Below are 11,862 nucleotides of genomic sequence, written 5' to 3' on the forward strand. Positions count from 1 at the left end.
CTAAGCAATTATCGGCTTTAATTTGCCTGATAATTGCATGGCAGTTCCTGAGTTAGCAGTGAATGCCGCCGCGTTTCCAGGTGGAGGTGTAGGCCCATGGGTATGGCTCGCGAGTTGAGAGTTCATCTGCTCTACCAAGTCGAGCAAATCACACAGCACACGCAGCACGTTCACTCCCTCGGATCCCAACCAGGTCTTGGGCGCGACCAGTCGCTGGCTGACCGCCGCCACGCTCTGGCGTAGCCCCTGAATCCTTTCCTCCATGTCGCCGCCCACCGTGGCGTTGTGCTTCTGCCCCACCACCAGGTTCAAGTCCCGCCCGGTCGCCTGGTGCAGGTCATCCACCGCCGCCAGGCTCGCAGATCCGCCCGACAGCAGCTTGAGCGCGCCCAGGGCTTCAAGCGTCTTTATGCCCCCCACCGATTCGGTTGAATGGTCGTCGACGGTCCTGGTGTGGCTCTGGAACCGCTCAGTGTTGCCCATCGCCTCCACTTCCCGCTCGATCGCCTTATCCAGGATCTTGCCGTCAGTCTGGCGCAGCCAGTTGCCGTCCGCGTCGACACGCTGCTGACAGGCTTCGCTGTGCTGCCACACCTGGTCCCCCATCGGGACGCTGGGCATGCTCAAGCCGTGGGGCAGAATCGTTTGGATATAGGGCTTGTTCGGCAGGCCGTAGGCAAAGCACACCACTACTTGGGTGCCCTCCTCCGGGAACGCATAGATGCCCATTTCCTCGCCGCCGGTGGGCAGCGGTAAAGGCACACCGGCCAAGATCGGCAGCTTGGTATCTGGCTCGCCGTCCGGCACCACGACCTCGATGTCGACCGCGTAGCGGGGGCGGAAGTCGTCGCAGATCCCGGCGCCGGCGGGCGCGTCGGCCACGGCGACAACCCGGGCAAAGCGTGGCAGGTGGTAACCGCCGGTGAGTTCGGGGAATTGTCGTTCTACGCTGCGGCGGATTGAGTCGTCCATCGGATGGCCATCTGGTTGTCGATGAGCGCGACACTGGTGATGCGCTCGCCGTGGTTGATCGTTGCACCTGGTCGCAACCCGGGAAGGGCTGCAATCATCGCGCTTTGGTTGCCCTGGTAGTCGTCGAACAGTTCCACCGGCAGCTGCAGCGGCGAGCGAACGCCAAAGAAGCTGTCAGCCCAACTGCCCACGAACACTTCCCCATCACCCTGCTGCTGCCAGATGAAGTCGGGGATGTTGAAAACCCGGGCCAGGCTGTCCATGGCTTGATAGCCGGCGGCCAGGCTGTAGAAAAACGGCGCCTTGACGCTGGTATACGGCTGCTCCGGGACGCGGAAGCGCAAGCCCGTGTGCTGGCCGATCTCGACCAGGACGGTGCGCAGGTCGACGTGACGCAGGTTCAGCGGCAGCGGGTTGGCCAGGATCGCGGCCAGCTCGCGACAGAACAGCACCTGCTGGGTGCTGCTGGCCGTGCTGCTGCGCTCGACGTAGCCAATGAAGTGTCGCTGCAGCGTGCTGCTGTTGTAGCCGATATCGAGTGTCACCAGACCCTTGACCGGCGCCGTAGCCTGGATCGTGAACGTCGCCCGGCCTGGGCTTTTCGCATCCAGCCGGACTTCGTTTTTGACCAGGACGTAAGGCACCCCGCCGATGGTTAGTTCCTTGTGCAGCTTCATGCCTTGGGACTCCCGCCTAACCAGGTATCCACCTTTTTCAGCGTGGCTTCAAAACCGGTCAGTTCTTCGGGGCCACTTGGTGCGTCACCGCCAGAGGGAAAGCGGAGGGAAAGGGGACAGATTTATTTAACATCGATCTAGCCCCGTACGATCTACCCCAGCCCCTCTAACCCATTCCTGATAAACTGCTAAACCTTCGCAATCTCCGTCCCAGATCCCAATGCCCTCAGACATAGCGCCACCGCAAGCCCTGTCCCGTCGCTTCAGCGTTGCACCCATGATGGATTGGACTGACAGACACTGCCGCTTCTTCCTGCGCCTACTGTCCAAAAACGCCCTCCTCTACACCGAGATGGTCACCACCGGCGCAATCCTCCACGGCGACCACGAACGCTTTCTGCGCCATAACGAGGCCGAGCATCCACTCGCCCTGCAGTTGGGCGGTAGCGTCCCGGCGGACCTGGCCGCCTGCGCCCGCATGGCCCAGGACGCCGGTTACGACGAGGTGAACCTCAACGTCGGCTGCCCCAGCGACCGGGTGCAAAACAACATGATCGGCGCGATCCTGATGGCACACCCTGCGTTGGTGGCGGATTGCGTAAAGGCGATGCAGGACGCGGTCTCGATCCCGGTGACGGTGAAGCACCGCATCGGCATCAACGGCCGGGACAGTTACGCCGAGCTGTGCGATTTCGTTGGCCAAGTGAAGGACGCGGGCTGCACCAGTTTTACCGTGCATGCGCGAATCGCCATTCTGGAAGGGCTGTCACCGAAGGAAAATCGGGACATCCCGCCCTTGCGCTACGACGTTGCCGCCCAGTTGAAGCAGGATTTCCCTGAACTGGAGATCATCCTCAACGGCGGCATCAAGACCCTCGAACAGTGCCAGGAGCATCTGCAGACCTTCGATGGCGTGATGCTGGGCCGCGAGGCTTATCACAATCCGTATTTGCTGGCCGAGGTGGATCAGCAGCTGTTTGGCAGCACGACACCTGTGATCACCCGCGCCGAGGCGTTGGCGCAGTTGCGTCCTTATATTGCCGAACACCTGGCGACAGGTGGCTCGATGCATCACATCACGCGCCACGCACTGGGGCTGGGGACGGGTTTCCCGGGGGCGCGGAAGTTTCGGCAGTTGTTGTCGGTGGATATTCATAAGGCCAGTGATCCGTTGGCGTTGCTGGATAAGGCTGGGGAGTTGCTGGAGGGACGGTGATTTGGGTGTCAGTGGGTTTATTGGGTGGCTGACACGACGCCTTCGCGAGCAAGCCCGCTCCCAGATTTGGAGGTGGGGATGTCAGGAAGATGGGGCAAGGCTGCTCCCACCGTTTGATCGGGTGGTCATCGGGCAGTTGGGTTGAACCTGCTGGCTGTTTTGGCCTCCTATTGAGCATTGGCCGGTGATTCAAACGGCTGTTTTCAGGTTGTTGCCCTCGCAAACGATCGAATGCATTTGCGCCCTTGAGCGGCTGTCAGCGCTCGGGTAATGTCATCAGACCCACAGGACAGAGCACGCCCATGACTTCCAAGCTGGAACAACTCAAGCAATTCACCACTGTAGTAGCCGATACCGGCGATTTTTCTACCCTCGCCAAGCTCAAGCCGCAAGACGCCACTACCAACCCTTCCCTGCTGCTCAAGGCCGCGTCGATCCCAGGCTATGCCAAGCTGCTGGACGAGGCTGTTGCCGACTGCAACGGCGATGTAGGCCTGGCCAGCGACCGTTTCGCGGTAGCCGTCGGCCAGGAAATCCTGAAAGTGGTGCCCGGCCGCATTTCCACCGAGGTGGATGCCCGCTTGTCGTTCGATACCGACGCGGTACTCAAGCGCGCCCATCGCCTGATCGACCTGTACGACAAGGCCGGCATTGGCCGTGACCGCGTGCTGATCAAGATCGCTTCCACCTGGGAAGGCATCCGCGCCGCCGAGCAGCTGGAAAAGGAAGGCATCCAGACCAACCTGACGCTGCTGTTCTCCTTCGCCCAGGCCGTGGCTTGCGCCGAAGCAGGCGTGTTTCTGATTTCGCCGTTCGTGGGCCGTATCTACGACTGGTACAAGAAGGCCAACGGCAACGACTACACCGGCTCCGAAGATCCGGGCGTGCAGTCGGTGACGCGCATCTACAACTACTACAAGGCCAATGGCTACAAGACCGTGGTGATGGGTGCGAGCTTCCGTAACCTGAGCCAGATCGAAGAGTTGGCCGGTTGCGACCGCCTGACCATCAGCCCGGACCTGCTGGAAAAACTCGCAGCCGACAACGGCAAGCTGGAACGCAAATTGTCGCCAGGCCATGCGGGCGAAGCTCGGGTGCACTTGACCGAAGCGCAGTTCCGTTGGGAATCCAACGAAGATGCAATGGCCACCGAGAAACTGGCCGAGGGCATTCGTCAGTTCGCCCGCGACCAGGAAAAACTCGAAGCGCTGTTGACCGCCAAGCTCTAAAAACGGCGGCGACAAAAAGGGCGGCACCTGTGAGGGTGCCGCCCTTTTTTTGTATTAGCCGATTTCGAGCCGAACTCAGTTAAAAATGTGGGAGGGGGCTTGCTCCCGAATACAGGGCGTCAGTCGCTACATTCACTACTGACCCGCCGCTTTCGGGAGCAAGCCCCCTCCCACACTTTGACAGTGTTTCAGCTGGAAATTAGTGCCGCTCCAGCGCATTCACCAGGTCGTGGAACGCCTCGCGGTTGGAGTCGTTCAAGCCCATCAGGATCTTGTGGGCTTCCAGTACCTTGACCCGTACCACTTCCTCGGACTGGTCCTGGGACGGCAGGTCGGTCAGGCATTCCGGGCACGGGATCGGGCGGTCAACGATGTTGAACACTTGATCGAAGCCCATGGACTGCAACAGACGGGTGATGTCTTCGTGGGTGGTGACGACGGTCGGCAGCAGTCCGACCTTCTGCCGAGACAGAATGGACAACTTGGCCAACAGCCCAAGGGTGGTGCTATCGATGCTGCGGGTTTCGGTCAGATCGATCACGATCGCCGAGAAATTCAAGGCTGTGAAGATCCGCTCAATCGTCGCATCCAGCGCCGAACACAAGGTCAGGCGCACTTCACCGACAAACTTCAGGACAAAAGTCCCGTCTTGCTCGGCGAATTGGATTCTTCCGGTACTCATCAAAGATTCCTGCTCAACACCAATAGGGCGATATCATCCGGCATCTCCCCTAGCGTGGCCAATCCAAAAACCTGCCGCAGGCCATCCAGGCTGCCGCCCGCCGACCTGACCCGTTGGGGCAAGGCGGCTTCTTTCTCTTTGAGTGTAGGCTCTGGCAAAAGGTCCAGGATACCGTCGGACATCAGCGTCAGGCTGAACGTCGGCGGCAATTCCAGGATGTGGTCTTCGTAGGTGGCTTCATTGAACAAGCCAACCGGCAAACCACGCCCTTCCAGGTAGCGCACACTGTCTGGAGTGTATAAAACCGGCAATGGCAGGTGACCGCCAATGCTGTAGGTCAAAAGACCTGTTTCTTCATCAATCACGCCGCCGACCATCGTCACGTGCTTGCCCAGCTTGCAGCTGATCAGGCCCCGGTTGATGTGGCCCAGCACTTGCGAAGGGGTGAACTCCGGCAAGGTGCCATTGCGCTTGGACTCGAACAACAGCCGTGTAGTCATGAACTTCAACAACACGGTCACGAATGCGGAGGAGGCGCCGTGGCCGGAAACATCGGCCAGGTAGAACGCGACACGCCGCTCATCAACGCGGAAGTAGTCGACGAAATCACCCGACAGGTACAGCGACGGGATGATCTGGTGGGCAAACTTGAACTCGTCGATGCTCCACGGGCTCACCGGCAGCATGTTCATCTGCACCTGGCGACCGGCGTTCTGGTCTTCCTGGAGCAGGTTCAGGCTGGCTTCGAGTTCGCGGTTGGCGGTTTCGAGCTTTTCACGGTAACGCTGGTTTTCCAGCAGCAGCCGTGCACGATCCAGGGCACGACGCACCGAGTGCTCCAGCACAGCCAGGTCTTCCAGGGGCTTGATCAGGTAGTCGGCAGCGCCGAGGCGCAAGGCCTCGACGGCATCGTTCATCACGCCGGCACCGGACACGACAATCACCGGCGTCTGCGGGGCGATGTCGGTCACCTGGCGGATCAGCTCAAGGCCGCCCACCTGAGGCATGCGCAGGTCGCAGATCACAAGGTCGGGCTTGTCGCGCTCGAATACCTGAAGACCCTGGAGGCCGTTGCTGGCCTGCAGGACGCTGAAGCCACTGTCTTCCAAATAGGCCGCAAGACTCGCGCGCACTACTTCGTCGTCATCGATTATCAGCAGCGTGGCACTGGTTTTCTGCATGTGGGCAAACGGCGCCAGAATTAGGTTGGCGTAGGCAGCTCGACAATGGCCGGGCTTACTACTGGATTCGCTTTCTAGCCTCTCTGTCCTACAAAACGCCGAGTTATTGCCGACGCACAAAGGTAAAGCAGAGGTGCCCTTCTAAGGCGCAGACGGTACTCCCATCCGCCAGGGGTTTCAAGCTCACGGCGATGGTCGCCGGGCGTCTTTACATCGCAAATCACCAGTAGTTATAAGAACGCATAAAACCGCGACTTAAAGTAAGCACGTAACCCACGGATAAACCTCGAATGCCGCCCACAAAAAAGGCGACCCGAGGGCCGCCTTCTTCTTTCAAGCCTGGGGCTTAAAAGTCGTCTACAACCTTGCCATCCTTGACCTTGAACTCACGGTTCTGCAAGTAGGCGTTGCGGATGAAGGTGTATTTGTCGCCGCTGATCAGCTTCTCGGAGGACAGCAGGCTGGCACGCGTGTCGACGATATTCAGGCCGAAGGTGCTGTTGCGCCAGCCGATATCGTTCATGTAGCGGTACGGCTGGGTGTAGCTGTCCACATACTTGGACGGCGCGTCACGCAGGGTGCTTGGGCCCAGCAGTGGCAGCATCACGTAAGGACCGCTGTCGACGCCCCAGTAGCCGAGAGTCTGGCCGAAGTCTTCGTCGTTGCGTTGCAGCCCCATTTTGGTGCCGACATCAACGAAACCCAGCACGCCGAACGTGGTGTTCATCAGCAAGCGGGCAGTGTCGACGCCTGCAGCGTGGGGCTTGAGTTGCAGCACGTCGTTGGCAAAGTTGCCGACGTCGCCGATGTTGCGGAAGAAGTTGTGGATCCCGTCCTGCACGAACTGCGGGGTCACGAACTGATAGCCTTGAGCCAATGGCTTGAGGGCATAGGTATCAACGGTATCGTTGAAGGTGAAGATCGGGCGGTTGACGCTTTCCCATGGATCATCTTCCGAGGCCGCCTGGGCTACGAAAGGAACCAGCAAAATACTCGCACATACGGACAGCTGAGCTAGACATTGGCTCCAGCGCATAGCTTGAACTCCTTGAATGGTCTGTCATGGGCGCTATGCCCTGAATGAGGCCGTCAGTATATGACGGAAGTGTCAGATTAGGCAGCCTTGCAGAAATGTCATTCAGCAAATGCACAAAATTCCTACAATTGCTGCGGGTGTAACTTGCTTGTCACCCAAGTCCGGTAGCGTCACTGCTATTTCAGGGACGTCGAAATGCCACACGCCGAGATTGTTAGTGCCAGCACCCCGTCCTTGACGGCCGTACTGTTCGGGCTTAGTGGCTGCCTGGTGGACTTTGGTTCCCAGGCCCGCGCCGATTCCGCGCCTTCCAGCGATACCCATGCCACTGTCGGCGCCCTGAAGATCCTGCGCAGCCTCGAAGAACAGCGTGTCCCTTGTGCATGGCTGGACGAGTTGCCGGCGTCCGTCTCCACACCGCTGGCCGCCGGGCTACCCCGCTGGATCAAGGCTGCCAAGCCCTCCTCCACCCGCTGGCCGGCGCCCCACGCCTGCTGGCAGGCCCTGATGGAACTGAATATCGAACGCCTGGAAGGCTGCGTCCTGGTCAGCGGCGAGCCACGCCTGCTGCAATCGGGGCTCAATGCCGGGCTGTGGACCATCGGCCTGGCGTCCTGTGGCTCACTGTGCGGGCTTTCGCCGCAGCAATGGCAAGCACTCACCGAGAAGGAACGCGAGCATAAGCGCGCCAAAGCCACTGTCGCGCTCTATGGCCTGGGCGTGCATTCGGTGATTGACCACCTGGGCGAACTGCAGACCTGCCTGGCCGACATCAGCCTGCGCCAGCTCAAGGGCGAGAAGCCCTGATCGAGATCATGCACAGTAGGCGCCAGTGGATTAATCTACAGGTCAGCCCATAGACCTTTCCCGGCGTGCCGCGGTCTATGTCAGTGCCTATCGATAAAAGGAAGAACGCCATGCCTGCCCGCGAACAACTGCAAGAACAGGTCAAAACTTTGCGCGAGCAATTGGATCAGAATCCAGAAATGCCCCTCGAACAGCGCGAAGAGCTGCGAGATTTGATTGCTGAACTGGAAGTTCAGGAGCCACTGGAAGGTGCCATTCAGGATCCAAGCATCGCCGACGGTGTGAACCTGGCCGTAGAACGCTTCGAACTGGAGCACCCGGGCATTGCCGGGACCTTGCGCAATATTGTGGTGACCCTGGGTAACATCGGGATCTAATAGTCGGACACCTATCAAATGTGGGAGCGGGCTTGCTCGCGAATGCGGTCCGTCAGCTGATACATAAGCTGGCTGATACACCGCTTTCGCGAGCAAGCCCGCTCCCACATTTATTTTGGGTGAAGGCTACTGTCGAGCCAGGCGCAGGTTCTGGAACTGCTGCTCTTCAGTACTGCGGTACGGGTTGATATCCAGCCCGCCACGCCGCACATAGCGCGCATACACCGTCAGTTTCTCCGGCTTGAGCAAGCGCTGCAGGTCGAGAAAGATCCGCTCCACGCACTGTTCATGGAAGTCCGAGTGCTGGCGGAAGCTCACCAGGTATTCCAGCAGGCTGGCATGATCCAGCGCCGCGCCGCGGTACTCCACCGCCACACTGCCCCAGTCAGGCTGGCTGGTCACCGGGCAGTTGGACTTGAGCAGATGACTGTGGACGCTCTCCTCCACCACCCGCGAATCGTCGCAACGCAGCAGTTCCGGGCGCGGGTGCTCGTAGTTGCTGACGGTAATGTCCAGGTCATCAATGCACACACCCGGCAACGCGACCACGCCTTCGGCTTCAACCTCGCCCAGGCTGCGGATGCGCACGCCAACGGGCTTGCCGGCCGCTGCACTCAGGTCGGCGCGCAACGTCGCTTCAAGGCTTTGCACATCGGCAAACGCGGTTTGGTTCAGCGAGTTGAGGTACAACTTGAACGACTTCGACTCGATGATGTTCGGCGAGTCGGCCGGGATACTGAACTCACCGATGGCCACCACGGGTTTGCCGGATGGCAGCAGCCAGGACAGTTCGAAGCAGTTCCAGAAATCCACGCCTTTATACGGCAGGGTCTCGGCACTCAGGCCCAGCTCGGCCCACTTGGCGGCGCGAGGAATCGGGAACAGCAACGACGGGGTGTAGGTGGAGATGTATTCACTGGACTTGCCCAGCGGCGAATGTTCGGCTGCGGGATGCATGGCGGAAACCTGGCTAAATAAACGCCGCCATTCTACCCGCCTTTGCCCGTCAATGGCTTACTGGCTGACGGTCAGCTTGCCGACCATGCCCGCCTGGTAATGCCCCGGAATGTTGCAGGCAAACTCCAAGCCGGTGGCCTTGGTGAAGGTCCAGGTCAGCTCGGCGGTCTTGCCTGGCTCTACCAACACGCTGTTGGGGTCGTCGTGCTTCATGCCTGCCATATCACCATGCCCCATCGCACTGTGGTCCATTTTGCCCATGCCGGTCGCCGTCAGCATGCCGCTGGCCTGCATCTGCAGCATCTCTTTCTGATGCGCTGCGTGCATGGCGGCATCGCCAAGGTTGAATTCATGAAGCAACTGGCCTTTGTTGACCAGCACAAAGCGCACGGTCTCACCGGCTTTTACATCAATAGCCTTGGGCGAAAAGGAAATATCCTGCAGTACCACTTCCACGGTGCGCGTGGCCTTGGCGGCGGGCGCGGCCTCACCGAAGGCGAAGGTTTCAGCCGGGGAAGCCAGCGCCGGAAGACTCAGCGCCATCAGGCAGCCCGCCAACAACCAGGATTTACGTAAAAACATGGTCACACTCCAAAGGTTCGGAATCAGTCTGTGGGACACTTTACGAACGCGCCGCTGCCAGCCAGCTGACTGCCAGATTACAACTTTGTCAGCTTGAGCCTGCCGCCGGACCTGCGCTGTATAACGTCTGTGTTCCCGTAAAACCATGAGCCGCCCATGAAACTGCTGATCGTCGAAGACCAACCGAAAACCGGCCACTACCTGCGCCAGGGCCTGGCCGAGGCCGGGTTCAACACCGAACTGGTGGCCGACGGCACCAGCGGCCAGCACCTGGCGCTGACCGATGACTACGACCTGTTGATCCTCGATGTGATGCTGCCAGGTCGCGATGGCTGGCAGATCCTCCAGGCCGTACGCAACGCCGGGCTCGACATGCCGGTACTGTTCCTTACCGCACGGGACGCCGTGGAAGACCGGGTGCATGGCCTGGAACTGGGCGCCGACGATTACCTCGTCAAGCCCTTCGCCTTCTCCGAACTGCTGGCCCGGGTGCGCAGCCTGTTACGCCGTGGCAGCAGCCCACCCCAGGAAACCAGCCTGCAACTGGCCGACCTGCGCATGGACCTGATCCGCCGCCGGGTAGAGCGCGACGGCCAGCGCATCGACCTGACGGCCAAGGAGTTTTCCCTGCTGGAACTGCTGCTGCGCCGCCAGGGCGAAGTACTGCCCAAGTCGCTGATTGCCTCTCAGGTGTGGGACATGAACTTCGACAGCGATACCAACATCATCGAAGTCGCGATCCGCCGCCTGCGCCTGAAGGTCGACGACAACTTTCCCAACAAGCTGATCCATACGGTACGCGGCATGGGCTACGTGCTTGAGGAGCGGTTCAGTTGATGAAACGGATTTCCCTGGCCAGCCGCCTGGCACTGCTGTTTGCTGGCTGTACCGCCGTGGTTTCATTGCTGGCCGGCGTGCTGTTCAACCATGCCAGCGAGGCGCACTTTATCGAGCTGGACCAGCAGTTGCTCGACGGCAAGCTGATAGCGCTGCGCAGCACATTGCAAGGTGCCGACACGCCAGAACGATTTGCCTTACGAGAAACAACGCTGCGAGAAGAACTCAATCGCCAGCCCGACCTGGCCCTGCGCATCACCGCCGGCGATCAGCGCTGGTTCGACGGCGCTCCCGGCATCACCCTGCCCCAGGCGCCTGGCCTGCACAGCGTGCAGAACGCCGGCACCGATTACCGCGTGTACAACGCGCCGCTGATTCCTGGAAACGCTGACTCGCCACGCCTGACGCTGATGCTCGACATCACCCATCACCAACACTTCCTGCAACGCATGCAGCATCTGATCTGGCTGACCGTCGGCCTTTCCGCCCTGGCCACCGCCCTGCTCGGCGCCTGGGCCGCCCGCAGCGGGTTGCGGCCACTGCGGCGCATGAGCGAAGTCGCCAGCGGCGTGTCTGCCCACTCCCTGACCCAGCGCCTGCCCCAGGAACAAATGCCCGCCGAACTGGCGGAACTCGCCCAGTCCTTCAATGCGATGCTTGGCCGCCTGGACGATGCCTTCCAGCGCCTTTCGGCGTTTTCTGCCGACATCGCCCATGAACTGCGCACGCCACTGTCGAATTTGCTGACACAGACCCAAGTCATCCTCACGCAGCCACGGGCGCTGGAGGACTACCGCGAAGCCCTGCACAGCAACCTGGAAGAACTGCAATGGATGGCGCAGTTGGTCAACGACATGCTGTACCTGGCCAAGGCGGACCATGGGCTGCTGGTGCCCAAGCGCGAAACCCTGGTGCTGGCGGACGAGGTGGAGGCATTGCTGGAATTTTTCGCGCCGCTGGCGGAGGACGTCCAGGTGCGGCTGGTTCGGGAAGGCAACGCCAGCACTTCAGGTGACCGCAGCATGTTGCGCCGGGCGATTTCCAACCTGCTGGATAACGCGCTGCGGTTCACCCCGCCGGGTGGCGAAGTCAGCGTGCGGATCGTCGAGGGGATGCAAGGCGTGACGCTGAGTGTGCAAAACACCGGGGAAGGCATTCCCGAGGCATTGTTGCCACGGTTGTTTGACCGGTTTTACCGGGCAGATCCGGCGCGTCATGAAGGGAGCAGCGAGCATGCGGGGCTGGGTTTGGCGATTACCCAGTCGATTGTGCGGGCCCATGGGGGGCGGATTTTCTGTGAGTCGGGGGC

Annotated in this window: 13 protein-coding genes and 1 pseudogene; 6 read left to right on the plus strand and 8 right to left on the minus strand. The window is 60.5% G+C overall.

The genetic code is table 11. The annotated features are described in order from the left end of the window. From HX786_RS02710 to HX786_RS32250, 3 genes and pseudogenes are all read right to left on the minus strand, one after another. Positions 1–972, minus strand: coding sequence for a hypothetical protein (locus HX786_RS02710; RefSeq protein ID WP_178911688.1), 972 nt, complete (start codon positions 970–972; stop codon positions 1–3). Beyond that, positions 945–1,649 (minus strand): hypothetical protein, encoded by a 705-nt coding sequence (locus HX786_RS02715; protein ID WP_178911689.1) that lies wholly within the window; start codon positions 1,647–1,649, stop codon positions 945–947. The genes HX786_RS02710 and HX786_RS02715 overlap by 28 nt, the downstream gene beginning before the upstream one ends. Continuing rightward, a pseudogene (locus HX786_RS32250) lies at positions 1,646–1,747 on the minus strand (DNA-binding protein); the annotation flags it as partial. The gene HX786_RS02715 and the pseudogene HX786_RS32250, both read right to left, overlap by 4 nt. Before the next feature lie 122 nt (positions 1,748–1,869). On the opposite strand from HX786_RS32250, the gene dusA reads away from it, so the two are divergent. After that, on the plus strand, positions 1,870–2,865 hold the full coding sequence (gene dusA, locus HX786_RS02720) for a tRNA dihydrouridine(20/20a) synthase DusA (RefSeq protein ID WP_178911690.1): 996 nt from the start codon (positions 1,870–1,872) through the stop codon (positions 2,863–2,865). 302 nt (positions 2,866–3,167) lie between these two features. Further along, positions 3,168–4,094, plus strand: a complete 927-nt coding sequence (gene tal, locus HX786_RS02725; RefSeq protein ID WP_008437618.1) for a transaldolase — start codon at positions 3,168–3,170, stop codon at positions 4,092–4,094. Between the two features lie 199 nt (positions 4,095–4,293). Here the strand turns inward: tal and rssC are convergent, their stop codons facing one another. From rssC to HX786_RS02740, 3 genes are all read right to left on the minus strand, one after another. Then, the gene (gene rssC, locus HX786_RS02730) at positions 4,294–4,776 is read right to left on the minus strand and encodes an anti-sigma factor antagonist RssC (protein ID WP_003218919.1); all 483 of its coding nucleotides are present in this window, start codon (positions 4,774–4,776) and stop codon (positions 4,294–4,296) included. After that, positions 4,776–5,957, minus strand: coding sequence for a two-component system response regulator RssB (rssB, locus tag HX786_RS02735; protein ID WP_003218921.1), 1,182 nt, complete (start codon positions 5,955–5,957; stop codon positions 4,776–4,778). Before rssB ends, rssC begins: the two co-directional genes overlap by 1 nt. 346 nt (positions 5,958–6,303) lie before the next feature. Continuing rightward, entirely contained in the window at positions 6,304–6,993 is a 690-nt protein-coding gene (locus HX786_RS02740) for a VacJ family lipoprotein (protein ID WP_008437615.1), read from the minus strand. A 195-nt stretch (positions 6,994–7,188) separates the two neighbouring features. On the opposite strand from HX786_RS02740, the gene HX786_RS02745 reads away from it, so the two are divergent. Both HX786_RS02745 and HX786_RS02750 read left to right on the plus strand, forming a co-directional pair. Continuing rightward, positions 7,189–7,800, plus strand: a complete 612-nt coding sequence (locus HX786_RS02745; RefSeq protein ID WP_008437613.1) for a hypothetical protein — start codon at positions 7,189–7,191, stop codon at positions 7,798–7,800. 110 nt (positions 7,801–7,910) lie between these two features. Continuing rightward, complete coding sequence (locus HX786_RS02750) at positions 7,911–8,177, plus strand: DUF4404 family protein (RefSeq protein ID WP_177054125.1); 267 nt, start codon at positions 7,911–7,913, stop codon at positions 8,175–8,177. Between the two features lie 126 nt (positions 8,178–8,303). Here HX786_RS02750 and queF read toward each other — a convergent pair whose 3' ends face one another. Further along, complete coding sequence (queF, locus tag HX786_RS02755) at positions 8,304–9,134, minus strand: NADPH-dependent 7-cyano-7-deazaguanine reductase QueF (protein ID WP_008437611.1); 831 nt, start codon at positions 9,132–9,134, stop codon at positions 8,304–8,306. 57 nt (positions 9,135–9,191) lie between these two features. Further along, positions 9,192–9,716 (minus strand): plastocyanin/azurin family copper-binding protein, encoded by a 525-nt coding sequence (locus tag HX786_RS02760; RefSeq protein WP_177036327.1) that lies wholly within the window; start codon positions 9,714–9,716, stop codon positions 9,192–9,194. A gap of 156 nt (positions 9,717–9,872) precedes the next feature. On the opposite strand from HX786_RS02760, the gene HX786_RS02765 reads away from it, so the two are divergent. Further along, positions 9,873–10,553, plus strand: coding sequence for a heavy metal response regulator transcription factor (locus HX786_RS02765; protein WP_178911691.1), 681 nt, complete (start codon positions 9,873–9,875; stop codon positions 10,551–10,553). Beyond that, positions 10,553–11,862 (plus strand): heavy metal sensor histidine kinase (locus HX786_RS02770; RefSeq protein WP_178911692.1); only part of this gene is annotated, 1,310 nt, incomplete at its 3' end. The genes HX786_RS02765 and HX786_RS02770, both read left to right, overlap by 1 nt.

It is taken from the genome of Pseudomonas sp. 21615526, from assembly GCF_013386245.1.
In the GTDB taxonomy this organism is placed as follows: domain Bacteria; phylum Pseudomonadota; class Gammaproteobacteria; order Pseudomonadales; family Pseudomonadaceae; genus Aquipseudomonas.

Coding starts and splice junctions, on each gene's coding strand:
- queF (WP_008437611.1), bottom strand. CDS start 9,134: ATGCATCCCGCAGCCGAACATTCGCCGCTGGGCAAGTCCAGTGAATAC.
- HX786_RS02715 (WP_178911689.1), bottom strand. CDS start 1,649: ATGAAGCTGCACAAGGAACTAACCATCGGCGGGGTGCCTTACGTCCTG.
- HX786_RS02740 (WP_008437615.1), bottom strand. CDS start 6,993: ATGCGCTGGAGCCAATGTCTAGCTCAGCTGTCCGTATGTGCGAGTATT.
- HX786_RS02710 (WP_178911688.1), bottom strand. CDS start 972: ATGGACGACTCAATCCGCCGCAGCGTAGAACGACAATTCCCCGAACTC.
- HX786_RS02750 (WP_177054125.1), top strand. CDS start 7,911: ATGCCTGCCCGCGAACAACTGCAAGAACAGGTCAAAACTTTGCGCGAG.
- dusA (WP_178911690.1), top strand. CDS start 1,870: ATGCCCTCAGACATAGCGCCACCGCAAGCCCTGTCCCGTCGCTTCAGC.
- tal (WP_008437618.1), top strand. CDS start 3,168: ATGACTTCCAAGCTGGAACAACTCAAGCAATTCACCACTGTAGTAGCC.
- rssC (WP_003218919.1), bottom strand. CDS start 4,776: ATGAGTACCGGAAGAATCCAATTCGCCGAGCAAGACGGGACTTTTGTC.
- rssB (WP_003218921.1), bottom strand. CDS start 5,957: ATGCAGAAAACCAGTGCCACGCTGCTGATAATCGATGACGACGAAGTA.
- HX786_RS02765 (WP_178911691.1), top strand. CDS start 9,873: ATGAAACTGCTGATCGTCGAAGACCAACCGAAAACCGGCCACTACCTG.
- HX786_RS02760 (WP_177036327.1), bottom strand. CDS start 9,716: ATGTTTTTACGTAAATCCTGGTTGTTGGCGGGCTGCCTGATGGCGCTG.
- HX786_RS02745 (WP_008437613.1), top strand. CDS start 7,189: ATGCCACACGCCGAGATTGTTAGTGCCAGCACCCCGTCCTTGACGGCC.